The following is a 26,420-nucleotide window of genomic DNA, read 5'->3' as shown; positions in this document are numbered from 1 at the left end:
TGCGTGGCAAAATAAACCAGTAAAAAATATCAAAATATGAAAATGAAATGCCTTGTTATCGATGATGAACCTATTGCAAGAAACGGAATAGTAGATTTTGTTTCTAAAATTGATTTTCTTGAAGTGGCAGGTACCTGTGCCTCCGCATTAGAAGCTACTTCGTACATTCAGGAAAAAGAAGTTGATTTGTTGTTTCTGGATATTAATATGCCGTATCTCACGGGATTGGAGTTTCTGGAATCGCTGGACAATCCGCCTTTGGTTATTTTTACGACCGCTTATTCTGAGTATGCTCTTGAAGGATATCGTTTGCAGGTGGTCGATTATTTATTAAAACCCATTACGTTTCAGCGTTTCTATCAGGCAGCTTTAAAAGCGAAACAATGGCATCAGATGCTGGATACCCCAAAGCAGGATCAATTAGATCCCTATTTGTATGTGCGTCAGGAGGAAGGATTTCAGAAGATCTCCTGGCTTGATATTCTCTATATTGAAGGAATGCAGAATTATGCAAAGCTCCATTTTAAAGATAAGGTTCTCGTAATTCATCAAACAATGATCTCTTTAGAAGAAACGCTTCCAACGGAAATTTTCTTTAGAATTCATAAATCTTTCCTTGTAAATATTACCCATATTGACTCCGTTTCCGGTGGACGATTATTTGTAAAAGGACAAGAACTACCCATTTCAAGAACACGCCGCGAAGCATTACTGAAAGAGGTAGTCTATAAAAATTTATTAAGCCGATGATCTTAGAATTGCCATTTTAGGGCTACAGCTCCGTAAAATGTAGTGGTAAATCTGGGATTAGCCATGTCTTTTTCTCTGAAGATATCCTTAATTTTTCTGTTGGTACTGGAGAAGCTGCGTAAAAGTGTCGATCCTGCCGTTGGCTGCAGGGTCCAGTGTTTGCCAAGCTTAATTTCAGGCTGTATACCGGCAATAATTTGCTGATACCCCAATAGTGATGTTCTGTTATTCACTTTTGTTTCTGCTGTCATTCCGCTTAGTTCGACCACCGCTTTCAGGTCAAAATTTTCCGAGATTCGATATCCAAATTGCAGACTTTCCGGAAAGGTGATTTTAAAATGCCACGCACCTCTGGACTCCCAGTTGAAATAAATTCCCGGAAGCACCATCGGAACACCAAAACTATTGGTTAGTACAGGCCCCATACCAAATGCCATATTGGGATTGAAATGTTTGATGAAAAACACACCGCCCTGTAGCAATACATCATCTTTGTTGATCTCGACCATATCCGTGTAAACCCCCACAGAAGCCATTATCATTAACGACCAGGTTGGTGAGATAGAACGTAAATGTTTGACTCCGATTTGCGCATTCAGCATTTCATTAGGAAATCCACCCTGAAATTCTACCGGAAGAGATTGAATTTCATAATTCTTGTTTTCCATTTTGGCATAACTTCCGTTTGCAAAAAATGACCATAATTTTGGACGGTCGTATTGGTCCATTTCCAGAGAAAGAGGTATTTCAAAAGCAATTTGCGACCTTTTGAAATTACTTTCAGCGCTTGTTTTGGTACTGTCCATTGGACGGACATAATTGGAGAATGGAACGTAGTCAATTTTAAGTTCTCCTGCTATTTTGGATTGTGATTGTGCAGCAAGACTTGTTAATAAAAAAAGGAAAAGCTGCGATAGATAAAAGATTGTTTTGTTCATGATTTGATTAATTTTTCTGCGAATTACCGCGTTCTAAACCAATCACGAAAAATCATTTGACTACCGGCAGTTCTCTTTTGACCAATGGTATAAAAAACACCAAACCCGATAGATTTTGATCTCTACCGGGTTCATACCAAAAACAAAAAAATAAATTAAACTTAATCTTTATAAATCAAAACCATAGGCTAGACGTAAAGCAACCTGATTGGTTTTGAATTTATTATAATCTTCATAACGGACACTGATATCAATGTATTTGTTGGCATAACCAATTCCCGGTGCCCATAAAAAAGTAGTGTCGTCATATCCGTTTGTGACAGCAAAACCGGCACCTACTTCTCCCAAAACATAAAACTGATCTTCCCAGATAAAAGCTTTAAAACCTGCTTTCGCCGGAATGAATCCAAGATCTTTTGCGTCATTTTTCATAAACAGATTTGTAAAACCTGTTGTTAAGGTTAGCGATGTTTTTTTAGATAAATCGTACTGCAGACGAACATCTCCTCCAAGTGACCATTTATAGTCATTATCCGTCGGGATACCACCATTTAAACCAAAGCCTAATCTAAAACCCTGATTATAATTCTTAATGGTACTGTCCTGAGCGAAAGTTGTATTGGCGTATAAGAAAGCGAAAGCAGCGAGGCATAACATTTTTAAATTTCTCATGACAATCATTTTTGAATTTCTAATATTGTAAAAGTAGTTTCAGGATCTTAACATTCTGTTATATAATTTTTAGGATTTGTTATATAATATCAGGGTCTCTTAAAAAGCACTTAATATTAGCTTATGTTTTTAATCGTAACAAAGAATCCAAAGCTTCTGATTATCTTTGCCGACTAAAAAAGAATAGAAGTGAATTTTAAGCAGTATACCAAAGAGTTTTCATATAATTTAAGATTAGCATACCCTATTATATTAGGAATGGTTGGACATACCCTGATTGGAATTGTCGACAATATAATGGTAGGGAAGTTAGGAAGTACAGAATTGGCAGCAGTCTCTCTGGGAAACAGTTTGATTTTTATCGCCATGTCGTTAGGAATTGGTTTCTCTACCGCTATTACACCAATTGTAGCAGAAGGTGATGCCGAAAAAAATGATGGTAAAATTCGTTCTGCCTTTCACCATGGACTGTTTTTATGCATTTTGTTAGGACTAATACTTTTTGGAGTTATTGTTTTAGCCAAACCGTTAATGGAATTACTGGAACAGCCTGCTGATGTAATTGCTCTTGCGAAACCCTATCTGGATTGGGTAGCTTTTTCTTTGATCCCGTTAATTGTGTATCAGGGGTACAAACAATTTGCGGATGGACTTTCGCTGACTCAATATTCAATGTATGCCATGGTTATGGCCAATGTACTGCACGTTGGAATCAACTATATGCTGATCTACGGAATTTGGATTTTTCCAAAAATGGGAATTATCGGAGCAGCATTAGGGACTGTGATTTCAAGAATATTTTTAGTAATGTTCATGCACATCATGCTTTCGAGAAGAAACGATTTGAAACGGTTCTTTAAAAACTTCAGTTTCAATCAAATCAAAAAAGAGACTCTGAAAAAAATAATCAGTATCGGATTTCCTTCGGCAATGCAGATGCTTTTTGAAGTGGTTTTGTTTACTGCGTCGATCTGGCTTTGCGGAAACATTGGAAAAACCAGTCAGGCCGCCAATCAAATTGCTTTAAGTCTGGCGTCTATGACCTTTATGTTTGCTATGGGATTAAGTGTAACATCGATGATTAGAGTAAGCAATCAAAGAGGTTTGATGGACTATAAAAACTTAGTTGTGGTAGCGCGTTCGATTTTTTTATTGGCAATTATAATCGAAACATTCTTTGCGATTCTGTTTGTAGCGTTTCATGATTTCCTGCCTCATATGTTTTTGAATATGGAAAACGGAGGGCAGCTTCTGGACAACAACGAGGTAATCGGTATCGCGTCAAAATTACTTTTAATAGCAGCCGTTTTTCAAATTTCTGACGGAATTCAGGTAGTTGTTCTGGGAGCATTACGTGGATTGCAGGATGTGAAAATACCGATGTACATTACATTTGTAGCCTATTGGATTGTGGGTTTCCCGATTTCCTATTATCTGGCAGAATATACGGAACTAAAAGCACAGGGAGTTTGGATTGGACTTTTGGCAGGATTAACGACTGCTGCAATATTTCTTTATCTGAGATTTCATTACCTGACTAAAAAATTAATCAAAAATTCAGTTTCAAATACTTAAATTTGACAGCAAAAGAATCAGTTGCAGCTAAAAAGGATTTCTGAAACCGCTGCAATCTGTGAGCCAATACATAAAAATAATAAATCAATACAAATGGAATTACCTAAATTTTTACTCGGAGACAATACTGATTTTCCAGATGATATTTTCATCATTCACCTGGATTACCCAAGATTCATTATCAATTTAAAAGATGATGAGGTAGAATTCATGGAAGAAGCGGAAGATCTTGATGAAGCAGAATTAAATGCTGAAATGGAAGGTTTGATTGTTTTGGCAAACGAGTTTTACGATCGTGAAATAAACCGTTACGAAGAGTAAAGCCATCGAGAGGTATGTCTTAAGGATATGCCCCAATCTAAAAACATTTAAATCTTTCTAATGAAAAAATTAAGTTTTTTAAAACCTATCATCAACTTCATTGCAGTCGGATTGTTGATTACCACTTTAAGCCGATTGTTTTTGTTTTTTATTTTTAAAGACAGAGTAACGGAAACACCAAATTTCTGGTACATTTTTCCAATCGGACTTCGAATGGATTTGATTTTACTTTGTTATATGTCTTTCCTGCCGGCAGTTTTAATTACTTTTTTGCCTGATAAAGCATTGAAGTTTACCAATAAATTCCTTGTAATTTATAGTTTTTTATTGCTGTTTCTGATTCTGTTTGTAGAGTTGGCAACGCCCGATTTCGTAAAACAATACGACACCCGCCCCAATAAAATTTTCTTAGACTATCTGATTTATCCAAAAGAGGTAGTCGGAATGCTGCTTAAAAGCTATCTGACTTCAATCATCGTGACTTTTTTGATCTTAGGAGTAGTCTTGTATTTTGCTTTCAAAAAAGGAAAAAAATACTTCTACACGAGCAGTGCTGACTATAAATTTAAACTAATGGTTTTTCCATTATTGGCTTTTTTATTGTTTTTTGGAGCACGTTCAAGTCTTACCTCAAAACGTCCGATCAATGCCAGTAATGCTGTTTTCTCAACAGATCAGTTGACCAATACTTTGGGATTGAATTCTTTTTATACTGTTGCTTTTGCGGCATATTCTATTAAAAATGAAGGAAACACCAAGATGTACGGTAAAATGGAAGAAGCCGAGGCTATCGCCCGTGTTAAAAAATACATGATCGCAGGACCTCGTGATTTTACAGATGCCGAAATTCCGTTTCTGCATGTACAGCAGCCGGACACACTTTTGAAGAAACCTTATAATTTAGTTATTTTTCTGCAGGAGAGTTTAGGAGCAGAGTATGTTGGAATTTTAGGAGGAAAGCCTTTAACGCCTGAATTTGATAAGTTATCAAAAGAAGGTTTATTGTTTACCAACTTGTATTGCACAGGAACCCGAAGCGTACGTGGAATTGAAGCTGTAGTAACCGGATTTTTACCTTCACCTTCAGAAAGTGTTGTGAAATTAGGAAACTCCCAGCAAGGATTTTTTACACTGGCTGATGCTTTAAAACAAAAAGGATATGAAACCAGTTTTATTTACGGCGGAATGGCGAATTTCGACAATATGGCTTCCTTTTTTAATGGAAATGGATTTCAGGACATCGTAGATCAGGAAGATTTTGAATCAGACGGAAACAAATATGCTTTTAAAGGAACCTGGGGATATTCAGATGAAGATTTGGTAACCAAAGCCAATAATTATTTCAAAGCAAAAGGGGATAAGCCATTCTTTTCTTTGATGTTTTCGACTTCCAATCATGAGCCTTTCGAGTATCCTGCGGGACGTATCAAACCTTACGATGCCAAACCGGCTACGGTAAACAATGCTATGAAATATGCCGATTTCTCGATTGGTAAATTTTTCGAAATGGCTAAAAAAGAGCCTTATTTCAAGAACACCATTTTTATCGTAATCGCGGATCACAATACCAGAACCTACGGTAAAAATTTAGTACCAATTAATAAGTTTCATATTCCGGCATTAATTATGGGACCAGGAGTTAAAAAAGGAACTGTTTACAGTAAATTGGCAAGCCAGATTGATATTCCGCCAACTTTGTTGAGCTATTTGGGATTACCGTTTGAAACTCCGATGGTAGGAAGAAATCTAAACCAATTAGATCCAAAAACGCAAGGAAGATCGATTATGCAGTTTAATGATATCAATGCTTTTAGAGTCGAAAATCAGGTCGTAATTATGCAGCCTAATTTGAAACCGTTACAGTTTGAAATCAAAAACGACACCACTTTAGTTCCTGTTAAATTAAACGAAGAACTGGCAAAAGATGCTTTGGCACATGTGATTACAGCAGGAAATTTATATAAAGAAAATAAATATAAACTTAGGAATACAAAAAAATAATTTTTAGTTCATTTAAAAAAAAGCTGCTGGGTATGTAATTTCATATCCAGCAGCTTTTTTGTTTAAAAAATGATGTATTTGCTGACGGTTTAGACAGGTAGTGAATAAAAGAAATGTGATAATTCTGATTTTTTTTTGAAAAAAAAGCCAAACTATGGGGTAACAAAAAATAAATTTAATTGATCTGTACTAAACCAAAAGGCGTAACCTGAAAAGCCTGTGATAGAGTAGGGACAATTAAATTTATTTATTATGAAAAAATTACCACAAAAAAAATTAAAAAAATCTGAAGTGTTAAAAGTAATGTTAGTTTTTGTGTCTGCCGCTTTTTTTATGAGTTGCAGCAAAGAATCTATTGAAGATCAAAATGTTCAGTTATCCAACACTGAGCAGCAAAATCAACCCAATACTCAAAGAATCTACTACCACGATTCATTTATTGTACGAAATTGGGGATCACATAATGTTGACTGCAGTCAGCCAAACGGGTTCTGTCCTGATATTTATACCTTTGATTGGCACTACCTTAACCTTTTTAAGCCAGATGCTAAGGGAACACCAGTACGTGTTAGAAATGAAAAAGGAAATTTTGTTATGGAAATTCAAAAAAGTGCTTTAACCCCGGAACATAAAAAAGTATTATTACAAAATGGAGAAGTTTATGTAATACCTGAAGGTCAAATTATAGCTCCGGAATTAGTTAAAGATTTAAAATTCAATTCAGGCATTTTAGTTCCCGGTAAATACCCTATTCAAGAAAGTGAAGAAACTTATACAATTTCAATTAATGTAAAATAAAGATAGCTTTAAAAAGTTAAAGGCAATTTTTATATTCATTTAATAAGAACTGAGCGGCTGCAAAAGGTGATATTTCATTGTTTTGCACCGCTTTTTTGATTTGTACCAATTGCTGAATAATCTCAGGATGATTGTAAAAGTTTGATTTCAAATGTTCATCAATGGTTTCCATCATCCAGAATTGGTTTTGTTCTTTTCGTCTTTCCTGAAAGAAACCAGTTGTAGAGGTTGTTTCCGTATAATCTGAAATAGTATTCCAGATTTCTGAGATGCCTTCTTTGGTAATAGCACTGCAGGTAGTAACTTTTGGCTGCCAGTTTGATTTTTTGGGAGGGAATAAATGCAGAGCTCTGTTGAATTCCAGTTTGGCCTGATTGGCTTTTTTGATGTTATCGCCGTCCGCTTTGTTGATTACTATAGCATCTGCCATTTCCATGATTCCGCGTTTGATACCCTGAAGCTCGTCGCCCGCACCTGAAATTTTCAGTAGTAAGAAAAAGTCAACCATACTGTGAACAGCGGTTTCACTTTGTCCTACGCCAACTGTTTCTATAACAATCGTGTCAAAACCTGCGGCTTCGCATAAAATAATTGATTCTCGTGTTTTACGTGCTACACCACCCAAAGTATCTCCCGATGCGCTAGGTCTGATAAAAGCATTTTCGTCTTTTACCAATTCTTCCATGCGGGTTTTATCACCTAAAATACTACCATGTGAAATAGAACTGCTGGGATCAACTGCCAGAACTGCAACTTTTTTACCCAATTGAGTCAGGTAACTGCCAAAACTTTCAATAAAAGTACTTTTTCCAACACCGGGAACTCCCGTGATTCCAATTCGGATCGATTGATTGGCATGTGGCAGACAACCTTGTATAACCTCGTTTGCTTTTGCGGTATGTTCCGGATTGGTACTTTCAACCAGTGTGATAGCACGACTCAGAGCCGTAATGTTTCCGGATAGTATGCCATCAATTAACTCCGTTGAAGAAGGTTGTTGTCTTCTGTTTTTTTTAATTTGCTGAATAGCAGAAACATTGGTGATTTCTGGAGGAGAAATTCCGGCTTTTTCGTGTAAACTGCTTGATCGTTTTTTTGAACCTGACAAAGTATACTTTTTGGTAGTGTAAAAGTACAGAAAACAAAAACAGTTTCAAAAAGGATTTTCTTTTGTGGAGGTACAAAGGTACAAAGGGGCAGAGGTACAAAGAAGCAAAGTAATAAAACCTTTGCCACTCTGCACCTTTGCCTCTTAAGATTAATATGCCGCCGTAAACCTCACCTGATGATGTTTTGGAGTTTCAGCTTCATCAGCGATAACTACTGCTAAATCTTCTACTGAAAGGATACTTCTCTGCTCTTCATTAAAAACCGGATTTTCTAAACCTAAACGGTATTTTCCGGTTCTTCCGGTGGTGATTCCTTGGTGCATTTCAAAAGCAGGACTAAAGAAAGCCCAATCGAGTTCTTTTTCTTCTTTTAAAATATTCAGATAATCTCTTGCTGCTGTGGCTCCTGCATGGTATTCTTTTGGGAAATCAGGTGTGTCAACCGCTTGCAGTCCCGGAGCTACAAACAAACTTCCTGCTCCTCCAATAGTAATAAAACGTTTTACTCCCGATTTTTTCACCGCTTCCTGAATGGCTTTTGATCCGGCAATAAAATCATCATAGATATTTGGATTGGTCCATCCCGGATTGTAAGCATTGATAACGATGTCATTTCCTTTCAAAATTTCAGACAAAGCTTCTTCATTAAAAATGTCTGCACTTTTCCACGTTGCAGTAGAAGTATTCTTTGGGTTTCTGGCAATAGCCGTAAGGTCATGATTTCTGTTAGCCAGTTCATTTAAGATTGCGGTACCTACAAATCCGGTTGCTCCAATAATTGCGATTTTCATAATATATTAATTTATTTAGTAATAAAAAATGTTACAGTTTTGTGTAAAAAAATAGTTTTAGAATTGATTAGAAAAATCTTCCAATGAGACTCCATCTAATTGTAAACTAACTTTTTGATTCATTTCAGCATACAAAGAGCTCAAATTTTGATTGATCTTTTTTCCAACCGGACAATCCGGATTAGGCTGATTTTTGGCATAACCCAGATTGATCGTTTCAAAAGTCATTTCAAATATTTCTTTCAATGTAATTTTCGAGGGATCAACCGCCAGTCTTGTACCGCCGTTTTTACCTTCTTTACTTTCAACAACATGATGTGCTTTTAAATTGGCAATTTCTTTTCGCACCAAAACCGGATTCAGATTGATACTTCCTGCAATAAATTCCGACGACAAAAAATCGTTCGGGAATTTAGTGAGCAAAGTTAAAATGTGAATCGTTATGGCAAACTTACCTGAAATCATACTGTAATAAAATATGTTACAAATGTATGTTGATTTTTGAAATAAAAAAAAGTTTTAACTAAAAATTAATTCTATTTTGAATCTATCCTGCAAAAAAGTTCAGGTTAAAGTGATACAAAATACAGGTTTTAGTAAACTGTAATGCCTTTATTACCCGATTGTTTTTTGATGGAAGAGAAGTATACCCAGCTGATAAACAAAAGCTGCAGCGGTACTCTGAACCATAAGTAAGAAATCCCTTTTCCGCTATAATTGGCCGTTTGTAAATTGATACTGTGTACGGCTGCATAGATATTGGCAGGAAGTAAAACGATAAAAAATACAATCAGCAGTTTAGCGGTAAGCACTCTTGTTTTTGGAATCAATAAGCCCACTGCTGCCATAATTTCTATAATTCCTGTTGCATAAACTACCATCGTAGGCCAGGGCAAAAAAGAGATCATCATCGCCATTCCTTTGGTAAATACAAAATGACTCACGGCTGTAAATACAAGCATGACAGCCATAGCAATTCTGGCTGACTGAAAGATTTCAATTTTTTTTGAGATTAGTTTTATAAAAAGCAACGTAATCGCAAAAACACTTATTAATACAATTAAAGTTTCCATATCTTTTTTTAACAAAGTTGCACAGTAAAGAGATTGAAAACAATGAACCCAAGTTAATAAATACGTTTTCTGATTCTGCTCAAAGCTTGCGGAGTGATACCAATATAAGAGGCAAGATATTTTTGAGGAATCCGTTGTATAAGTTGAGGCTGTTCTGTAAACAGATTCAGATAACGCTGTTCGGCAGATTCGTTCAGCAATGAAAGCTCTCTTTTGGTTTTTTTAAGAAATAATCCTTCACTGGCAAAGCGTCCGATGGTATTGCCAATCTTAGTTTCGGCATAAATGTCCTGAAGATCTTCGTAAGATATGCGCCAAAGAACAGTTTCTGCGAGGGTTTCAATCGTATAAGTGACCGGTAGTCTTGTGATAAACGAATCGTAACCACTGGTGAATTCACCATCGAATACAAACGTAAAAGTACGGTCGTGATCCTCACCGGGAATGTAATATCTTACCAATCCCTTTTCGACAAATGAAAGATAATTTTCGATGGTACCCGCTTTCAGTATTGGATTTTTCTTTGGAAATTCTTCCCGAATGAGCTTAGATGAAAAAATATTCCATTCGGCATCTGAAAGTTTTACCATTCGTTCAAAATTGTCTCTTATCGATTGCATTTGTTTTTGTAATTAGATCTTAAAAGTAGCAAAAAAAAATGAGAGATGTGGCCTGAATTGTGTGACGCATCCCATAATAAATGTCTATTTTTGTGACTACTAAATGATATGAATAACTTTATACAAATATTTCTATTTCTTGCACTAGGTTTGATTTTGCAGCACATAAGGCAATTTCCAACTCACATTTATAAGGTTTTAAATAAGGTCGTTCTTTATGTCTGCCTGCCCGCAATTACCTTGTATCATATTCCCAAAATAAAATGGAGCAACGAATTACTCTTTCCCATACTATCGGGCTGGATTGGTTTTTTACTGGCGCTTGTCTTTTTTCATTTTCTGGGAAGAAGATTAGGCTGGTCAAACAAACTGATTGGCTGTTTGATTTTAACAGCGGGACTATGCAATTCCTCTTTTTTAGGTTTCCCTATAATTGAAGCTCTGTTTGGTAAAAAGGGCTTAGAAACGGCTATTCTTGTAGACCAGCCCGGCACGTTTGTGGTGGTTTCTACCCTTGGAGTCTTTGTAGCAGCTTTTTACTCTAAAGGAAGTGCAGATGCTCTAAGTATTTTGAAAAAGGTCATTTTATTCCCTCCGTTTATTACTTTTTTAGTAGCCTGTTTGCTGAATGTACTCCAATACGATTTAGAAACGAATGTTCAGTCTGTTTTACTCAAAGTGGGTAGCTTGGTAACACCTTTGGCCTTACTTTCGGTTGGATTACAGCTTACTTTTGATCGAAAAAGCCAGCATTGGCAATTTCTGCGTCTCGGACTTTTCTTTCGGCTTGTAGTAGTTCCGTTTGTCATTTTGTTTTTATACGTTTTTATCTTAAAGCAGCATTCCGAAGCCATTAAAATAACCATTATGGAAATGGCTATGGCCCCCATGATTACAGGTGCGATCTTGGCTTCGACTTACGGTTTGAAACCGAGACTGAGCAGTATGATGATTGGTTTCGGAATCCCGATTTCATTTATTACCCTTAGTATTTGGTACTGGATTCTGAGTTTAATTTAGTTTTAAATACTAATTAGATAGAGAATGTAGAACTTTAACTTTTTTTTAGAAAATCGGTGTTTTCTTTGTGGTTTTTTTGACTAATTTTAGAGAAACTAAAAAATATATTATTATGTCAACATTAAGATTAGGAGATATTGCTCCGGATTTTCATGCAGAAACCACTGAAGGACCAGTTAAATTTCATGAATGGCTGGGGGATTCCTGGGGTGTTTTATTCTCGCATCCTTCAGATTTTACTCCGGTTTGCACTACCGAGTTGGGAACAGTTGCCAATTATCTTCCGGAATTTACCAAAAGAAATACAAAAGTTATCGCGTTAAGTGTAGATGGTTTAGACTCGCATTTAGAATGGATCAAGGATATTAACGAAACTCAGAATACAACAGTCAATTTTCCGATCATTGCGGACGAGGATAAAAGAATTGCAACTTTATACGATATGCTGCATCCAAATGCAAGTGATAAATTCACGGTGCGCTCTGTGTTTGTAGTAGGTGCTGATAAAAAGATAAAACTCACTTTGACTTACCCGGCTTCAACCGGAAGAAATTTTGACGAGTTACTGCGTGTTATTGACAGTTTGCAATTAACAGCCAATTATAGTGTGGCCACTCCCGCTAACTGGAAAGACGGAGAAGATGTGGTGATCACACCGGCTGTTCCGGATAGTGATATCCCTGCGAAGTTTCCAAAAGGGTATACACCCATAAAACCTTATTTGCGTATTACTCCGCAGCCTAATAAGTAAGCGGCTAAGAGGCTAAGTTTCTTAGGTACTGAGTTTTTAATCATTAAGTTTTATTAAAGATTCCGAGTTTTTAAGAGTTTTTTCTTAAGGGTTCGGAATCTTTATTTTTGTAAGATTGGGAAGTAGAATAATAATTTTGGGATTATACTGTTTAGAGTAGACACAAAAAGTGATTAATTGTCCGCTTATGAAACGAAAGTTACCAGCTATTGAATTGCTTTTCGCCATAAAAGATTTGTATTGTAAGTTCGCTGTATGAATGCTAAATCTTTATGGTATTCAAAAAAATGTAATTAAACCCCAAACCAATATGATTTCTAAAACAAACCTCAAAACGATCAGTTCGCTCGTAATTATGCTATTTCTTTTCAATAGTTGTGATAAAGGAGATAGTCCGGTTGATTCTGAATCAAAGACACCTGAGACTACAAATCCCGGGACACAGACACCTCCACCAGCTGTTACCACAAACCTGAGTATAGAATCCTCCAATACGTTTGGAATTTTAAAATTATCACAAGACGATTTTAATTATTGGAACAGTCATACGGTAAGTGAAACAGCAACTGTCGAAAAACTTAAAACGCTTTGTAAAACTGAAATTTATCCGGTTTTGAAGGATGATTTTGATTTCATAGTGATCGTATTGAATAATGCAACAAGTACTCCTCCTACAGGAATGCCTTATGGTATTTATCAAAGTGTAAAAAATGATACGCAGGGTATCGGGCTTAATTTATCTGATAATACAAAAGATTATGGTTCTTCGGGTAAACTGCAAGGAGTTTATTTTCTTTATCTAAACAATATTCAGGGTGGGCCCATTTTACATGAGATGTTTCACCGATGGGCCAATTATGCTGTTCCGCAAGATTATGTATACCATTGGGATAAAGTAAAAGGAATACTTAGCGGAGTATCCAATAACATTGCCGATATTGAATTGTATCTAGCGGGAGCAATTCCTGCTTCAGAGATTAAAGATGCTGAGAGTCTGGCTATTTATAATGATCCCCGTTTTACCAATAAAACAAGAATTCCGAACAGTACTAATTCACAAAAAAGTTTTAAATCACTTTTGGTAGTCATGAATCCAACAACTCTGACAGATGCCGAAATAAAATCATACAAAGATCAAATTGCTAATGTCACCCGTACACCTGCACAAGGAGTCACTACAGGCTATCAGAATTTGTATAATAAAAGCAGAGGATTGCTAACGTTAACCATCGGTAATTTGGATAAATCCAAAAGATAAAATTGAATTATGATTAAAAAATACAATACGAATTGTAAAGGCAATGTTATAAAAAAACAAACCTTATTAATGAAGTATACGCCACTTGTCTTTTTACCTGTTTTATTTTGTTTTTCTTCTGTGCTGTTTTCTTGTAGTCATGATGATTTGGAAAAGAAGAAGGATCCCACGACAGAAAATCCTAAACCTGATGAAGGACCTCAGAATCCGGATACTCCAGGTACCCCGGGGAATAATGCAGGTGTTAAAGATCTTATAAGCAAACAGCAATTTCTGGAGTTGTTTCCTTATCGTTATGGAGCAGAGCAGAGCAATAACTGGATAGTGAACCCTTCAAAAGATTTTTATACCTACGATGCACTGATGAAAGCAGTTGATCTTATGGCAGACCTAAAGGTTGTTATCGAAAGAAAAGGATGGTTTCAGAAAATAACCCGTACTAAAAAATCGACTAACGAGACCAAAGTGATTAGAGAAGATGCTGATTTCAGTGCTTCCTGGAACAACAATGTAGTTGTTAGACAAGAAGTTGATTATGCAGATTTTATAAGCATTGGTTCTTTGGAAGTACGAAAAAGAGAACTGGCCGCTTTTCTTGCTAATATATCTCATGAAACTACGGGTGGCTGGTCAACGGCACCGGGAGGAGCCTATTCATGGGGCTTACACTTTCGTGAAGAGGTAGGATATGACGAAAATAGTACAACTGGTTACAGAGAGGAGAATAATGTGGATTATCCCCCAGTAGCAAAGAAATCCTACCACGGTAGGGGGCCTATACAGTTGAGTTGGAATTATAATTATGGACAGATCAGTGAATTTTTATATGCAGATAAAAACGTACTGCTTAAAAATCCTGAAAATGTAGTCAAAGATGCGGCTTTGGCGTTCCAGACTGCCATATGGTTTTGGATGACACCACAGGCTCCTAAACCTTCGTGTCATGCTGTAATGGCTGGTCTGTGGCTGCCTACCCAGCAGGATATTAATGAGGGACGTAAACCTGGTTTTGGAGCGACGATTAATATTATCAATGGTGCTTTAGAATGTAATAAAGCAGATAATGATAAAACACAATCAAGAAGAGGTTTTTATCAAAGATATTTAACTGTTCTCAACACCAGTGACCCTAATTGCGAATGTCAATGCGATAAAATGCAACCGTTTAAATAAAGTATTACTAAATAAAAAGCTCCATACAATTTTTTGTATGGAGCTTTTTATTTTCTTAGCATCTTAGTGCATTAGTATCTCAGCACCTTACTAACTTTTGACCAATTCGGCCATTTTCTTTTTATCTCCTACAACCCAAAGGATATCATTTTTTTCTAAGATTAAGCTTGATTCCGGATTCAGAACCCTATTTCCATTTCGCTCAATTCCAACCACCATGCCATTGGTTTTTGATCGGAACTGACTAATACTTTTTTGCACAAAATCTTCCTGAGAAACTTCGAATTGACGTAAAACAATATCCGTTTCTTCTACTTTTGCCGGAGCCTCGATTTCATTTTGATTGAGGTATTTATTAAATTCAGTCACCTGAGCATCGGTACCAATAACACAAATTTCATCACCCGGGAACAGACGTTCATTTTTAGTTGGAATTGGAATCGTAATATCTCCTCTTTTGATGTAAGCAATATTAATTCCCATTGATTCACGAATGCGCAGTTCTTCTAAAGTTTTGCCCACTAAATTAGATTCTGTTCCAATATCAAAAAAAGACATGTGACCGTCCCACGGCATTAAATTAGCGTAACGCCTGTCGATTTTTTTGTTTTCACGATCATTTAAATTTTTAAGAAAGTGACTTTCAATTTTATGGTATTGCTCGTTTAGTTTTTTAGGGAATATCTGATAGACCACGATGGCAATAACCAAAGCAATAAAGGCAACTAAAGGAGAGAAGAAGATGTTTAGTAAAAATCCGATTAAGAACAATCCGAGACTCATTCTAATCAGAATCAGCATCAATATTGCACCACGGTATTTACGTTCTTCCCATAAAGAATCTACTTCTTCTACTGCAACTCTGCGAAGAGAGAGTGCCCATAAGAACGGCGCAATAATTACCAGAGTGATTAGTGCCGCCAATGTATTTCCAAATCTTGTTTCAGCAACTAAAGGCGCAACAAATTTTACAGATAATAAAATAATAGCGGTAATAATAATAGTATGCAGAACGACTTGTATGATATAAGCATTAAGTACTTTTTGCCAAACACTTACTGATTTTATAGCCTGTGCATTGACACTGTAACGATTGATGTTTTTAACCCATCTTTTAGGAAGTTTTCGTTCCAGAAAATCAGAAAATGGTACGGCATATTTTACCATGAAGGGTGTTGTAAAAGTTGTAATGGCCGAAACGGCAACAACTACGGGATATAAAAAGGAGCTGGTTACATTGAGTGTCATTCCCAGTGTAGCAATGATAAAAGAGAATTCCCCGATTTGAGATAAACTCATCCCTGTTTGTACAGATTGTTTTAAAGGTTGTCCGGCCAGTAATGCACCAATAGTCGAACTGACAGACTGGCCAATGATTGTCACAAAAGTTAAAATAGCGACCGGCAGTGCATGTGTGTATAACATTTTAGGGTCGATAAGCATTCCCACTGATACAAAGAAAATAGCTCCAAATAAATCTTTTACAGGTTTTATAAGATGTTCGATGTGTTCAGCCTGAGTAGTTTCGGCAATGATAGATCCCATGATAAAAGCACCTAAAGCAGGTGAGAAACCAACATTTGCGGCAAAACTTACCATTGTTAAACAAAGGGCAAGCGAAATAATCAGCAACATTTCGTCTGTTAATAAATGCTTGGCTTTTTTAAGTAAGGTTGGGATAAAAAAGATTCCGCCCAGAAACCAGACTGTCAGGAAGAAAATCAGTTTTAGCACAGACATCATCAGTTCGCTTCCTGAAAATTGCTGACTTACTGCAATGGTAGAAAGTAACACCATCATCAAAATAGCCACAAGGTCCTGCACAATTAAAGACCCAATTACAATTCCGGCGAATTTTTGAGCTTTTACACCCAGTTCGTCAAAGGTTTTAAGGATAATAGTCGTCGAAGAAATAGAGAGGATGACACCTAAGAAGATACTGTCCATTTGTTCCCAGCCCATCCAGCGACCGACCATGTAACCCATGACGACCATGGTTATAATTTGAGTAATAGCTGTTATAGAAGCGGTTCCTCCAACTTTCATCAGCTTTTTAAAACTAAATTCAAGACCCAGGCTAAATAGTAGAACGATTACACCAATTTCTGCCCAGACTTCAACACTTTTCATTTCGGTAATGGTAGGAAAGAAATCAAAGTGATTCCCGGCCAGAAAACCGGCAATTAGATATCCTAAAACCAGAGGCTGCTTGATTAATCTAAATAACAGAACAGCAATCCCTGCAGTCAGAAGGATGAGACCTAAGTCGCTAATTAGAGGTTGTAAGTGGTGGGTAGATGCGGTGGCGGCGTTTAATGCGATCATAGAGTAGTGTTTTTTGTTAAGAAAATCATCCGGCTTTTTGTTTCAGTGTTTTGCTAAAAAAGATACGGCGTTTGGAAATAACAGTTTTTCATGGCAAATAAATTCACTGAACTCCTTTGAAAAATAAAAGTGGAGTGAATCAGCAGGACTAATTTTTTTAATACAATTTGTAAATAAAAAAAGCTATCGATAAAGATAGCTTTTTTTGAGAAAATATTCTAGGTTTTCTTTAAATACCCACATAATTACTAGGGGTAATGGCTAATAATTCAGCTCTGACAGCATCAGTAACCTCTAAAGTTGCAATAAAATTATGAATAGCGTTTTTGTCAATTGCTTCATTTGTTCTGGTCAAACCTTTCAAAGCTTCATACGGATTTGGATAAGCCTCACGACGAAGGATTGTTTGGATTGCTTCGGCTACAACAGCCCAGTTTTTCTCTAAATCTTCAGCAAATTTAGCTTCATTCAGCAATAGTTTGTTTAAACCTTTTAAAGAAGCTTCAAAAGCAATAATGGTGTGTCCCATTGGAACTCCGATGTTACGTAAAACAGTACTGTCTGTTAAATCACGCTGTAATCTTGAAACCGGTAATTTAGCGGCTAAATGTTCAAAAATAGCATTGGCGATTCCTAAGTTTCCTTCTGAATTTTCGAAATCAATAGGGTTTACTTTATGTGGCATAGCAGAGGAACCAATTTCTCCCGCTTTGATTTTTTGTTTGAAATAATCCATCGAAACGTACGTCCAGATATCACGATCTAAATCGATGATGATCGTATTGATTCTTTTTAAAGCATCAAAAAATGCAGCAAAATGATCATAATGTTCGATTTGAGTGGTAGGGAAGGAATGGTGTAAGCCAAGATCCGTTTCTACAAATTTATTACCAAACTGTTTCCAGTCGATTTGTGGGTAAGCTACGTGATGTGCGTTGTAATTTCCGGTTGCACCGCCAAATTTAGCAGCAAACGGAATATTAAATAACAAACGCATCTGCTCTTCTAAACGTTCTACAAAAACTAAAATTTCTTTTCCTAAACGAGTAGGCGAAGCTGGCTGTCCGTGCGTGCGTGCCAACATTGGAATAGCTGCCCATTCTACGCTTAGTTCTTTCAATTTAGAAATTAAAGCAATTAACGAAGGCATATAAACCTGTTCAAACGCTTCTTTTGTTGAAAGCGGAATAGCAGTGTTGTTAATATCCTGAGAAGTTAATCCGAAGTGAATGAATTCTTTGTATTGAGATAAACCCAGTTTTTCGAAAGCATCTTTGATAAAGTATTCTACGGCTTTTACGTCGTGATTGGTTACTTTTTCGGTTTCCTTAATCCAAAGAGCATCTTCAGTAGAGAAATTTTTATAGATGTTTCTTAAACTTTCAAATAGATCAGGATTTACGTCTGAAAGCTGTGGCAAAGGGACTTCGCATAAAGCGATGAAATATTCAATTTCAACCAGTACGCGGTATTTGATTAAAGCTTCTTCAGAGAAAAATGGTGCTAATGAAAGGGTTTTATTTCTATACCTTCCGTCAATTGGAGATATAGCATTCAATTCGTTTAAAGTAGTCATTGTTATGTTGTTTGTTCGAAAGGCACAAATATAAACAGAATTTGTGGATAAAAAAGAGTTAAAAGTTAGATGTTGGATGTGAGAAGTAAGATGCGATAAGTAAGATGTAAGAAGTTTGCTGGTTACATTTTGCGTTTTACTTCTAACATCTTACTTCTCACATCTAAATCTCACACTATTGATTAATCACTAAGAACTTAAAAACTAAGACCAGATTCTAAACGATTCCTTAAAGCTGCCACACCTTTTGAGGCTACTTCGGCAATTACTTCTACTTTATTACGGAGGTTTGGAATGCTGATTGGATTTGGATCAATATAGAAAACAGGGGTGACAGAGGGCGTGTATGAAATTAATCCTGCTGCGGGATATACCTGTAACGATGTTCCGATAACGGCAAAATAATCGGCTGTTTCGGTAATGTCGATGGCTTCTTCAAGAGCAGGAACCTCTTCGCCAAACCATACAATATGAGGACGCAGCTGATGTCCGTTTTGGTCCAGATCGCCTGTGTATAAATCTTCTGTCCAGTCTAAAATTAAATTGCGATTTTGAGTGCTTCGTACCTTTAGTAATTCTCCATGCAAATGCAGGACTTTGGTGCTTCCGGCGCGTTCGTGCAGATTGTCTACATTCTGAGTGATGATGTGCACATCAAAATCACGCTCTAATTCAGCCAGAATAGTATGTCCTGCATTGGGTTCTACTTCCTTAAGCTGTTGGCGTCTTTTGTTGTAAAAGTCCAGAACCAATTCCTGATTTTTTCTCCAGCCTTCAGGAGAGGCAACTTCCATCACGTCATGACCTTCCCATAAACCATCACTGTCGCGAAAAGTTTTGATGCCGCTTTCAGCACTGATTCCGGCTCCGGTTAAAACCACTAATTTCTTTTTCATTGTATTGTAATTAAAGGATAAAAATAGTGATTTCCTCATTTAGTTTCAGAAAAGCTATATTGCCTTTACCATTTTTTTTAATAGTTTAGATGACGGATAAAAGCGTATTTATACTTATTGTTTCAGTCTTGCAAATTATCTAGTTTTAGCGGGCAATAAAAAAAGAGTTTTTCAATGATTTTAATTCAATTTACAGGATTATCGGGTTCGGGTAAAACAACATTAGCTGAAAATGTTCGACATCTTTTAGTAGAAAAAAAGTATAAAGTCGAAATCATTGATGGTGATGTCTATCGGAAAACCATCTGTAAAGATTTGGGATTCTCCAAAGAAGACCGTTGTGAAAATGTCAGACGTCTTTTTAATGTCGGACGAAATTTTGTTATAGCGGACACGATCGTTCTGATGTCAGTTATAAATCCATACGAAAACCTGAGAAACGAATTGCGCAATCATGAATTTGTCAGAACCGTATATTTAGATTGTTCGATCGATAATTTAATTGAAAGAGATCCTAAAGGCTTGTATAAAAAGGCATTGTTATCGGACAATGATCCTGATAAGATAAAGAATTTTACGGGAATAAGCGATGTTTTTGAAACACCTTTAAAAGCAGATTTGGTGCTGAAAACCGATAGCGAAACCGTTCCTGTTTCAACTCATAAACTGTATGATTTTATTTTAAACAGTTTACCTGATTTGGCTTAGCCTTTAAAAATCAGATTTCCGATTTGGATTTATTTTACTTATTTCTTTGATGATAAAGCGTTTGTATTTTTTATATTTACAAACCCCAAAGAATACTGTCTAATTTAATTTTTTAAATGCCTATGAACCCTTCTTCCAGTAAACTTCCTGTTTCTTTTTCGATAGATAAACTGCAAAAAGATCTTGCAATATGTGAAAATGATTTGTGGACACCTCACTTTAACACAGGTGACTATAGCGGTAATTGGACAAGCGTGTCTTTAAGGTCACAGTCCGGTTTGGCAAACGATATTACTTCATTTGCCAATAAAGGTTACAAGAATACAGAATTGCTGGACAAATGTCATTATTTTAAAGAGGTGATGGATTGGTTTCAATGTGAAAAGGAAGCTGTGCGATTACTTCGATTAGGACCTAACAGCGAAATAAAAGAACATACCGATAACGATACTTCGTATGAAGAAGGTTTTTTTAGAATTCACGTTCCCATAATCACAAATCCTGAGGTACTTTTTTATGTAGACCAAAAATTGGTTCCGATGAAAACAGGGGAGTGCTGGTATGCTAATTTTCAGCTGTTGCATAGCGTAGAAAATAAAAGTTCTGAGGCACGTATCCATCTTACGCTTGATTGTGTGAGAAATGAGTGGTCTGATCAATTGTTTGCTGAAATGGGTTTTGATATTCATTATGCTCCAAAAAAAGAACCCTATTCTGATGAGGTAAAACAGCAGATTATCGCGGAACTCTCCAGAAACCCATCAGCAGCTGGAGCTCAGATTATTGCCGATTTACAATCATAATAAGTATTGAAGAATGGAAAACACTACTCATCCTTTACTCAATTGGATTCCTTATAAGTTAATCGAAAAAGAGAACGAAGTCTATATCGAATGGCTTTATCTGGACGACAAAAAGTATATCGATCCTTTTTTTGACGAAACCATTTCGAAATGTAAGAGTCATGCTTATAATTCAACATCATTTAAAATTGTTAGTACGGTAGAAAATTTAGTAGACTGGTCAGACGAATTAGTTTCGGCAGATTTAAAATCATTGGTATTTCACGTGTCCCGATGCGGTTCTACAATGCTGAGTCAGTCACTGGCAACTTCGAATGAGAATATTATGGTTTCGGAGGCCCCTCTTATCGATGAAATTTTAAGAAGTCATAATTTTGGGACAGATAAAAAAAGCGAACTTTTACGATCGGCTTTGAAATTCTTAGGTCAAAAAAGATTTCCGGAACAAAAGAATTTAATTGTAAAACTGGATGCCTGGCATATTTTTAAAGCCGGATTTCTGAGATCATTATTTCCCGAACTGCCTTTTGCTTTGTTATTTAGGAATCCGGGTGAAGTTTTAAAATCACATCAAAAAATGATGGGGATGCATATGGTTCCCAATTTATTGCCGCCTGATGTTTTTGGAATCTCTGCTACAGAAATAGGCGAGATCAGTTTTCAGCAATACGGAGCCTTGGTTTTAGGGAAGTATTTTCAGGGTTTTCTGGATTTTTATGAAACAGATCAAAATGTCGTAAAACTCAATTATAACGATGGTATGAAAAGCGTCATCGAAAAGTTTATATCCTTTATTAATATTGATTACAGTGCCAGTGAACTAGAAAAAATGTACGAACGACTCAACCGACACTCTAAAAATGAAAATGCCATTTTTAAAGGCGATTCGTTCAAAGAAGAAGTTCTGGAGATCGATTTGACATTGGTAAACAGTTTGCATGAAAAGCTGGAGAATATTCTTCTGGAGGATATAACAAATTGAAAATAGTTCTTAATTTTTCTTTCTGTTTTATTTAAAATGTATTTTTGTGGCAAATTAAGATTGAAATGATTGATTTAGATTACCTCGCTTTCCTTGAAAATATATTAACAGACAACCGCAAAGAACGATTTTTAGAGGTTCTGGCCAATCGTACCAAACATTTTACAGTTGCTGTAGAAGATGTTTTTCAGATGCACAATACAAGTGCCGTAATGCGCAGTTGTGAGGTTTTCGGGATTCAGGAACTTAACATTATTGAACAGCGTTTCGGAAAAAGAATCGATAAAGAAATCGCTTTGGGTGCACAAAAATGGGTTGATATCAATCGTTTTGATACCGTAGACGGCTGTGTAACTTCTTTGCGAAACCAAGGGTATCAAATTATTGCGACAACTCCGCATGAGAACGATTGTTTAATTCAGGATTTCGATATCACAAAACCAAGTGCCTTATTCTTTGGAACTGAAAAAGACGGATTATCTCCTGAAATTATGGAAAAAGCAGATGGTTTTCTTAAAATTCCAATGGTTGGTTTTACAGAAAGTTTAAACATCTCCGTTTCGGCAGCGATCATCATTCAAAATCTGACCAACCGATTGCGAAATTCAGATATCAAATGGCAGTTGTCAGATGAGGAAATCATGGAGAAACGTTTACTTTGGGCAAAAAATTCCATCAAAGATATTAAGCGTATCGAAGCCAGATATTATGAGGATAATCCCCGATAGAAAATAGTTAGCCACAAATTTCTAAAAAGTATTCATGAATTCGCGGTCAAAAACCTTTGTCCCTCTGAGCCTTTATTTCTTTGAACCTTTTGAAGATAATCCTGATGAGAAAAAAATAGCCACGAATTCACGAATTTTCTAAAAAGTATTCATGAATTCGCGGCCAAAAAAATTTGTCCCTCTGAACCTTTGCAACTTTGTGCCTCTACAAATTTATAAATGATCAAAAAACATTCATGAATTCGTAGCTAAAAACCTTTGCAGCTTAGAATCTTAGAGACTCAGAACCTTAGCGCCTTTATAAAGTATAATTCAAATTAATACTCCATCTGTAATTGGCCTCCATATTCCCATTGGAAAGGTTTTGAGTAATTGGCAGCATTGCATTTACACCAATCGAAAACTTATCTTTCCCGGCCTCCAGACCAAATTTTCCAAACAAAATGTCGCCGGCTGTATTCGGTAAATTCAGATTATGCTGTTTGTTGGTTTGGTAAAGTTCACCTGCCAGTCCTGCTTGAGGAACAATCTGAATTGATTTAGTATTAAACAAGTAAAAGAAAGTGGCAGCATAATTAAACTGGTCCCCGTATTGATAATTTTTGTTGTTTTGGGTTTTAAAGATATAATTTAAAGTAGTGTTTAATCCCAGATTTTTGCGTTTTACTACATATTCAGTGGCCAATGGAAAATCCCAGCTCCCGGTTCCCAATTGAAAACTCTGGTTGACACTTCCGGCGTTATTGGCTTCAGTAAATTTTCCGGTCGGAATTTTAACACCACCACCCAAGCTTACTTTATGCGTAAAAACAGTGCTGTCTTTTTGAGTTTCAAAAACCGTGTACAAAGCCATTACTGTAATATCACCCAAACCGGCAATACTTTCCGTTCCGGCAGTTAATTGTCTTTCATGAAAATGATACGGAATCAATGCCGAAATCTGTACTTTCTCCGTAATCGGTATACGTGCCCATGCCTGAATAGTGTTGAAATTTTCGTCAATCCATGGAGAGTTTGCAAAGATTCCGTCACGGCTGGTATAACTTTGTTTGAAATATCTCAAACCCACAAAATTATTGTTCAGCATCGAGCTAAATCCCATGCTTCCGCCACTTGCCGAACAGCCGCAGGCATCACAATCAAAATCTTCCATCAACGCCATACGTTGGAAAGTGAAGGCGGAAATACTATCTTTTGAAGTAAAACTAAAAGCTGATAAACCAGCTAGAAGGGTGAACATTACTATTATCTTTTTCATCTTAATTATTTTTAGAAGCTAATCCCGCTTTCGGCTTTATCTTTTTAGGTGAAGAAAAATCACCCAAAAAGGATACCGCCTCTATCGGGGCTAGGACTTCGGTTTTCATTATGTTTTTTGTCGTAGCTTATACATCTCTGAAAGGCAATAAGCTGCGTCCGTATTTTTAAAATTCTGCGAAACGTTTATCGGTTAAATATTCTGTATCGGTTAACGTTTTCAGGAAAGCTATGATTTGCTTTTTGTCGGTTTCGGAAAGTGTGATTCCAAATTTCCCGTTTTGTTTTAATATCGGATCCAGCGTTGGCGAAGATTCTATACCTCTTACATAGTGATCCAGAACGCCTTCCAGAGTTCCGAATCGGCCGTCGTGCATATAAGGTCCGGAAACTTCTACATTTCGTAAACTGGGTACTTTAAATTTGTAATAATCACTTGCCAGTTCGGTGACTTTATATCTCCCGACATCATTTACCGCTGGGTTCACAGCCAGGCCATTGTTTCGAAACGAATTGTCGGTTTGTAAATCAGTTGCATGGCAGGAAGCACATTTCGATTTGAATAAATCATATCCTGCCAATTCGTCTGTAGTTAAAGTTCCGCCGGCTTCCTTACGTCTGTATTTGTCAAATTTTGAATTAGAAGAAGTAACCATAACCATAAACTGCGAAAGCGCTTTCAGCATGTTTTCGGTTGAGATTTCTTTGTCAGCAAAAGCCTGTCCAAATAACTTTTGGTATTCCTTGTCGGCTTTCATCATTTTCAGAATAGCATTCAGATTCCCATTCATTTCTATAATACTCGTTAACGGAATTATAGGCTGCAGGTCTAAATGATCTGCGGAACCGTCGTACATAAACACAGACTGGTAAGCCAGATTTTGAATTGGTGGTGTATTTCGTGTTCCCTGAGCATCATTCACACCATGACTAACCGTGTGTCCGTGATGTGTAAAGGCATTGGCCTGTATGTGACAAAAGCCGCAGGAAACAACTCCGTCTGACGCTAAACGTCCGTCATAGAAAAGTTTTTTGCCCAGTTCGAACCCTTTTACTGTTGGAGGATTCTGAGCAATATTGTACGCTAAAGCGGGGAAATTAGAAGGGACTTTAAATTCTAAAGGAATATTTACATATTCTTCCTCCTCATTCGAGCAGCTCCATAGTAACGGGATTAATAGCCAAAGAAAGTATTTTATTTTCAGCATGATATTTTGAGTGTAAAAAGAGTAAAGAGTATTTTTTAGTACGACCTGCACTAGTCAGCACAAAGTAGAATCAATTATATTTTTACCGGGATTACTCTTTGATTTGCAGAAGTATCAATGTGTTTTGCATTACCAATATGCTCTTGTGTCCATTTTAGCGGACACAAAAGATACGGTATAGCGAATTATTTAGGGTTTGCCTAAAAATTTGTACTTCTAAAAAAATAAATTAATCGTTGTGTACGTGGTCAACTCTAAACATGGTCGAAATGTTCTGAGTGATTAATGGCAGTTTTGCACCACCCATAATCATGGCCCCCATACCACCCATGTTGTTATCGGAAAGTTTGATTTTGTTCTGACCGTCAATTATTTTTGAAAGATCTGTAATAATATGAACAGCCGGAGTAATGTTAGAACGAACCAAAGCTTTTGTTGGAAAATCTACCGTTACCTCAGTATAGTTATAGTCAGTTCCGGTTTTTCCGGTATGAATCATAAAAGGGGTAGCTTTTGTAACCGTTTCAGAGGTAAAAGTACCTTCGAAAGCAAGAAATTTATATCCTGCAGCCCATGACCACATCATGCCTGCTGCGTCTGCCTGTGCAAGAAAATCTCCCTGACCTGCAGCGCCCAGTTTCCATTGCGCTTCGTCAACTCCGATTCCGAATTTTACTTTCACATAATCACCTGCAGGAACATCCGTCAGTTTAAATTGTTGACCGGCAGCAGTAGATTCGTCAGCAATAAAATAGCTTTTGCTTTTTGGATAGGTAAAAGTCGTTCCGTCAGCTTTTGTGAAAACAACATTGCTCACGATATACTTTACAAGACTGATCTTTAGTACTTCGTTGTTTGAAGTTATATTGCCCTGTGTGTTTAAAATAAGATCGTTTGCACCATATGCATTGTCGAATTTTAAGGTGATGTTTCCGTTTCCTGAAACAGTTTCGTTATTGTCATCGTTTGAACAGGAAAATAAAGATATAGATAATGCTACAATAGCAAGGGCTTTGTATAAAGTATTTTTCATTTTAAGAATTTTATATAATTGTAATTTTAAATTTTTAGATGTGCGCAAGCACAT

At 36.6% G+C, this 26,420-nt stretch carries 26 protein-coding genes; 13 read left to right on the top strand and 13 right to left on the bottom strand.

Annotated elements, in window-relative coordinates; translation table 11 throughout:
• Nucleotides 1-36 precede the first annotated feature (36 nt).
• Complete coding sequence (locus ACAM30_RS03135) at nt 37-750, top strand: LytR/AlgR family response regulator transcription factor (protein WP_369617202.1); 714 nt, start codon at nt 37-39, stop codon at nt 748-750.
• Nucleotides 751-752: 2 nt separating this feature from the next.
• Here the strand turns inward: ACAM30_RS03135 and ACAM30_RS03130 are convergent, their stop codons facing one another.
• Nucleotides 753-1,688: a DUF6268 family outer membrane beta-barrel protein gene (locus ACAM30_RS03130; protein WP_369617201.1), complete on the bottom strand. Its 936-nt coding sequence runs from the start codon at nt 1,686-1,688 to the stop codon at nt 753-755.
• 168 nt (nt 1,689-1,856) lie between these two features.
• A complete protein-coding gene (locus ACAM30_RS03125; RefSeq protein ID WP_083342548.1) occupies nt 1,857-2,360 on the bottom strand; it encodes a hypothetical protein in 504 nt (167 codons plus the stop codon).
• Nucleotides 2,361-2,549: 189 nt separating this feature from the next.
• Between ACAM30_RS03125 and ACAM30_RS03120 the strand changes: the two genes are divergently transcribed.
• The 4 genes from ACAM30_RS03120 to ACAM30_RS03105 all read left to right on the top strand — a co-directional run bounded on the left by ACAM30_RS03120 (nt 2,550) and on the right by ACAM30_RS03105 (nt 7,055).
• Nucleotides 2,550-3,935, top strand: coding sequence for an MATE family efflux transporter (locus ACAM30_RS03120; RefSeq protein ID WP_369617200.1), 1,386 nt, complete (start codon nt 2,550-2,552; stop codon nt 3,933-3,935).
• A gap of 93 nt (nt 3,936-4,028) precedes the next feature.
• Nucleotides 4,029-4,256: a hypothetical protein gene (locus ACAM30_RS03115; RefSeq protein ID WP_017495128.1), complete on the top strand. Its 228-nt coding sequence runs from the start codon at nt 4,029-4,031 to the stop codon at nt 4,254-4,256.
• A 60-nt stretch (nt 4,257-4,316) separates the two neighbouring features.
• The gene (locus tag ACAM30_RS03110) at nt 4,317-6,257 is read left to right on the top strand and encodes an LTA synthase family protein (RefSeq protein WP_369617199.1); all 1,941 of its coding nucleotides are present in this window, start codon (nt 4,317-4,319) and stop codon (nt 6,255-6,257) included.
• A gap of 252 nt (nt 6,258-6,509) precedes the next feature.
• Nucleotides 6,510-7,055: a hypothetical protein gene (locus ACAM30_RS03105; protein ID WP_369617198.1), complete on the top strand. Its 546-nt coding sequence runs from the start codon at nt 6,510-6,512 to the stop codon at nt 7,053-7,055.
• A 16-nt stretch (nt 7,056-7,071) separates the two neighbouring features.
• Here ACAM30_RS03105 and meaB read toward each other — a convergent pair whose 3' ends face one another.
• The 5 genes from meaB to ACAM30_RS03080 form a co-directional block, all read right to left on the bottom strand.
• A complete protein-coding gene (gene meaB, locus ACAM30_RS03100; RefSeq protein ID WP_369617197.1) occupies nt 7,072-8,163 on the bottom strand; it encodes a methylmalonyl Co-A mutase-associated GTPase MeaB in 1,092 nt (363 codons plus the stop codon).
• 150 nt (nt 8,164-8,313) lie between these two features.
• On the bottom strand, nt 8,314-8,955 hold the full coding sequence (locus ACAM30_RS03095) for an NAD(P)-dependent oxidoreductase (protein WP_369617196.1): 642 nt from the start codon (nt 8,953-8,955) through the stop codon (nt 8,314-8,316).
• Between the two features lie 57 nt (nt 8,956-9,012).
• On the bottom strand, nt 9,013-9,420 hold the full coding sequence (locus ACAM30_RS03090; protein WP_017495133.1) for an Rrf2 family transcriptional regulator: 408 nt from the start codon (nt 9,418-9,420) through the stop codon (nt 9,013-9,015).
• A 128-nt stretch (nt 9,421-9,548) separates the two neighbouring features.
• Nucleotides 9,549-10,028: a hypothetical protein gene (locus ACAM30_RS03085; protein WP_369617195.1), complete on the bottom strand. Its 480-nt coding sequence runs from the start codon at nt 10,026-10,028 to the stop codon at nt 9,549-9,551.
• A gap of 53 nt (nt 10,029-10,081) precedes the next feature.
• A complete protein-coding gene (locus ACAM30_RS03080) occupies nt 10,082-10,648 on the bottom strand; it encodes a Crp/Fnr family transcriptional regulator (protein WP_369617194.1) in 567 nt (188 codons plus the stop codon).
• Between the two features lie 108 nt (nt 10,649-10,756).
• On the opposite strand from ACAM30_RS03080, the gene ACAM30_RS03075 reads away from it, so the two are divergent.
• The 4 genes from ACAM30_RS03075 to ACAM30_RS03060 all read left to right on the top strand — a co-directional run bounded on the left by ACAM30_RS03075 (nt 10,757) and on the right by ACAM30_RS03060 (nt 14,850).
• Entirely contained in the window at nt 10,757-11,668 is a 912-nt protein-coding gene (locus ACAM30_RS03075; RefSeq protein WP_369617193.1) for an AEC family transporter, read from the top strand.
• Between the two features lie 112 nt (nt 11,669-11,780).
• Complete coding sequence (locus ACAM30_RS03070; RefSeq protein ID WP_017495137.1) at nt 11,781-12,419, top strand: peroxiredoxin; 639 nt, start codon at nt 11,781-11,783, stop codon at nt 12,417-12,419.
• Between the two features lie 310 nt (nt 12,420-12,729).
• A complete protein-coding gene (locus ACAM30_RS03065) occupies nt 12,730-13,677 on the top strand; it encodes a hypothetical protein (RefSeq protein WP_369617192.1) in 948 nt (315 codons plus the stop codon).
• 9 nt (nt 13,678-13,686) lie between these two features.
• Entirely contained in the window at nt 13,687-14,850 is a 1,164-nt protein-coding gene (locus ACAM30_RS03060; RefSeq protein WP_369617191.1) for a chitinase, read from the top strand.
• Nucleotides 14,851-14,940: 90 nt separating this feature from the next.
• On the opposite strand, the gene ACAM30_RS03055 is transcribed toward ACAM30_RS03060, so the two are convergent.
• The 3 genes from ACAM30_RS03055 to ACAM30_RS03045 all read right to left on the bottom strand — a co-directional run bounded on the left by ACAM30_RS03055 (nt 14,941) and on the right by ACAM30_RS03045 (nt 19,647).
• Nucleotides 14,941-17,175 (bottom strand): cation:proton antiporter, encoded by a 2,235-nt coding sequence (locus ACAM30_RS03055; RefSeq protein ID WP_369617190.1) that lies wholly within the window; start codon nt 17,173-17,175, stop codon nt 14,941-14,943.
• 229 nt (nt 17,176-17,404) lie between these two features.
• On the bottom strand, nt 17,405-18,751 hold the full coding sequence (purB, locus tag ACAM30_RS03050; RefSeq protein WP_369617189.1) for an adenylosuccinate lyase: 1,347 nt from the start codon (nt 18,749-18,751) through the stop codon (nt 17,405-17,407).
• Nucleotides 18,752-18,948: 197 nt separating this feature from the next.
• Entirely contained in the window at nt 18,949-19,647 is a 699-nt protein-coding gene (locus ACAM30_RS03045) for an NAD-dependent deacetylase (RefSeq protein WP_369617188.1), read from the bottom strand.
• Nucleotides 19,648-19,821: 174 nt separating this feature from the next.
• Here ACAM30_RS03045 and cysC point away from each other — a divergent pair, with 174 nt between their 5' ends.
• The 4 genes from cysC to ACAM30_RS03025 all read left to right on the top strand — a co-directional run bounded on the left by cysC (nt 19,822) and on the right by ACAM30_RS03025 (nt 22,868).
• Complete coding sequence (gene cysC, locus ACAM30_RS03040; protein WP_369617187.1) at nt 19,822-20,355, top strand: adenylyl-sulfate kinase; 534 nt, start codon at nt 19,822-19,824, stop codon at nt 20,353-20,355.
• Between the two features lie 122 nt (nt 20,356-20,477).
• On the top strand, nt 20,478-21,158 hold the full coding sequence (locus tag ACAM30_RS03035) for an aspartyl/asparaginyl beta-hydroxylase domain-containing protein (RefSeq protein WP_369617186.1): 681 nt from the start codon (nt 20,478-20,480) through the stop codon (nt 21,156-21,158).
• A gap of 13 nt (nt 21,159-21,171) precedes the next feature.
• Nucleotides 21,172-22,140 carry a sulfotransferase family protein gene (locus ACAM30_RS03030; RefSeq protein WP_369617185.1) on the top strand — a complete coding sequence of 323 codons (969 nt, stop codon included), beginning with the start codon at nt 21,172-21,174 and terminating at the stop codon, nt 22,138-22,140.
• A gap of 65 nt (nt 22,141-22,205) precedes the next feature.
• Nucleotides 22,206-22,868, top strand: coding sequence for a TrmH family RNA methyltransferase (locus ACAM30_RS03025; protein WP_369617184.1), 663 nt, complete (start codon nt 22,206-22,208; stop codon nt 22,866-22,868).
• Between the two features lie 298 nt (nt 22,869-23,166).
• Here ACAM30_RS03025 and ACAM30_RS03020 read toward each other — a convergent pair whose 3' ends face one another.
• From ACAM30_RS03020 to ACAM30_RS03010, 3 genes are all read right to left on the bottom strand, one after another.
• Nucleotides 23,167-24,126 (bottom strand): transporter, encoded by a 960-nt coding sequence (locus ACAM30_RS03020; protein ID WP_369617183.1) that lies wholly within the window; start codon nt 24,124-24,126, stop codon nt 23,167-23,169.
• A 166-nt stretch (nt 24,127-24,292) separates the two neighbouring features.
• Nucleotides 24,293-25,333 carry a cytochrome-c peroxidase gene (locus ACAM30_RS03015; RefSeq protein ID WP_369617182.1) on the bottom strand — a complete coding sequence of 347 codons (1,041 nt, stop codon included), beginning with the start codon at nt 25,331-25,333 and terminating at the stop codon, nt 24,293-24,295.
• Nucleotides 25,334-25,562: 229 nt separating this feature from the next.
• Nucleotides 25,563-26,366, bottom strand: coding sequence for an MbnP family protein (locus ACAM30_RS03010; protein ID WP_369617181.1), 804 nt, complete (start codon nt 26,364-26,366; stop codon nt 25,563-25,565).
• Nucleotides 26,367-26,420 lie beyond the last annotated feature (54 nt).

It is taken from the genome of Flavobacterium sp. CFS9 (assembly GCF_041154745.1).
GTDB lineage: Bacteria > Bacteroidota > Bacteroidia > Flavobacteriales > Flavobacteriaceae > Flavobacterium.
Note: the sequence above shows the minus strand (reverse complement) of the source record. Positions and strands in the feature narration are given on the sequence as shown.

Coding starts and splice junctions, on each gene's coding strand:
- ACAM30_RS03135 (WP_369617202.1), top strand. CDS start 37: ATGAAAATGAAATGCCTTGTTATCGATGATGAACCTATTGCAAGAAAC.
- ACAM30_RS03130 (WP_369617201.1), bottom strand. CDS start 1,688: ATGAACAAAACAATCTTTTATCTATCGCAGCTTTTCCTTTTTTTATTA.
- ACAM30_RS03125 (WP_083342548.1), bottom strand. CDS start 2,360: ATGAGAAATTTAAAAATGTTATGCCTCGCTGCTTTCGCTTTCTTATAC.
- ACAM30_RS03115 (WP_017495128.1), top strand. CDS start 4,029: ATGGAATTACCTAAATTTTTACTCGGAGACAATACTGATTTTCCAGAT.
- ACAM30_RS03110 (WP_369617199.1), top strand. CDS start 4,317: ATGAAAAAATTAAGTTTTTTAAAACCTATCATCAACTTCATTGCAGTC.
- ACAM30_RS03105 (WP_369617198.1), top strand. CDS start 6,510: ATGAAAAAATTACCACAAAAAAAATTAAAAAAATCTGAAGTGTTAAAA.
- ACAM30_RS03095 (WP_369617196.1), bottom strand. CDS start 8,955: ATGAAAATCGCAATTATTGGAGCAACCGGATTTGTAGGTACCGCAATC.
- ACAM30_RS03090 (WP_017495133.1), bottom strand. CDS start 9,420: ATGATTTCAGGTAAGTTTGCCATAACGATTCACATTTTAACTTTGCTC.
- ACAM30_RS03085 (WP_369617195.1), bottom strand. CDS start 10,028: ATGGAAACTTTAATTGTATTAATAAGTGTTTTTGCGATTACGTTGCTT.
- ACAM30_RS03080 (WP_369617194.1), bottom strand. CDS start 10,648: ATGCAATCGATAAGAGACAATTTTGAACGAATGGTAAAACTTTCAGAT.
- ACAM30_RS03075 (WP_369617193.1), top strand. CDS start 10,757: ATGAATAACTTTATACAAATATTTCTATTTCTTGCACTAGGTTTGATT.
- ACAM30_RS03070 (WP_017495137.1), top strand. CDS start 11,781: ATGTCAACATTAAGATTAGGAGATATTGCTCCGGATTTTCATGCAGAA.
- ACAM30_RS03065 (WP_369617192.1), top strand. CDS start 12,730: ATGATTTCTAAAACAAACCTCAAAACGATCAGTTCGCTCGTAATTATG.
- ACAM30_RS03060 (WP_369617191.1), top strand. CDS start 13,687: ATGATTAAAAAATACAATACGAATTGTAAAGGCAATGTTATAAAAAAA.
- ACAM30_RS03055 (WP_369617190.1), bottom strand. CDS start 17,175: ATGATCGCATTAAACGCCGCCACCGCATCTACCCACCACTTACAACCT.
- purB (WP_369617189.1), bottom strand. CDS start 18,751: ATGACTACTTTAAACGAATTGAATGCTATATCTCCAATTGACGGAAGG.
- ACAM30_RS03045 (WP_369617188.1), bottom strand. CDS start 19,647: ATGAAAAAGAAATTAGTGGTTTTAACCGGAGCCGGAATCAGTGCTGAA.
- cysC (WP_369617187.1), top strand. CDS start 19,822: ATGATTTTAATTCAATTTACAGGATTATCGGGTTCGGGTAAAACAACA.
- ACAM30_RS03035 (WP_369617186.1), top strand. CDS start 20,478: ATGAACCCTTCTTCCAGTAAACTTCCTGTTTCTTTTTCGATAGATAAA.
- ACAM30_RS03030 (WP_369617185.1), top strand. CDS start 21,172: ATGGAAAACACTACTCATCCTTTACTCAATTGGATTCCTTATAAGTTA.
- ACAM30_RS03025 (WP_369617184.1), top strand. CDS start 22,206: ATGATTGATTTAGATTACCTCGCTTTCCTTGAAAATATATTAACAGAC.
- ACAM30_RS03020 (WP_369617183.1), bottom strand. CDS start 24,126: ATGAAAAAGATAATAGTAATGTTCACCCTTCTAGCTGGTTTATCAGCT.
- ACAM30_RS03015 (WP_369617182.1), bottom strand. CDS start 25,333: ATGCTGAAAATAAAATACTTTCTTTGGCTATTAATCCCGTTACTATGG.
- ACAM30_RS03010 (WP_369617181.1), bottom strand. CDS start 26,366: ATGAAAAATACTTTATACAAAGCCCTTGCTATTGTAGCATTATCTATA.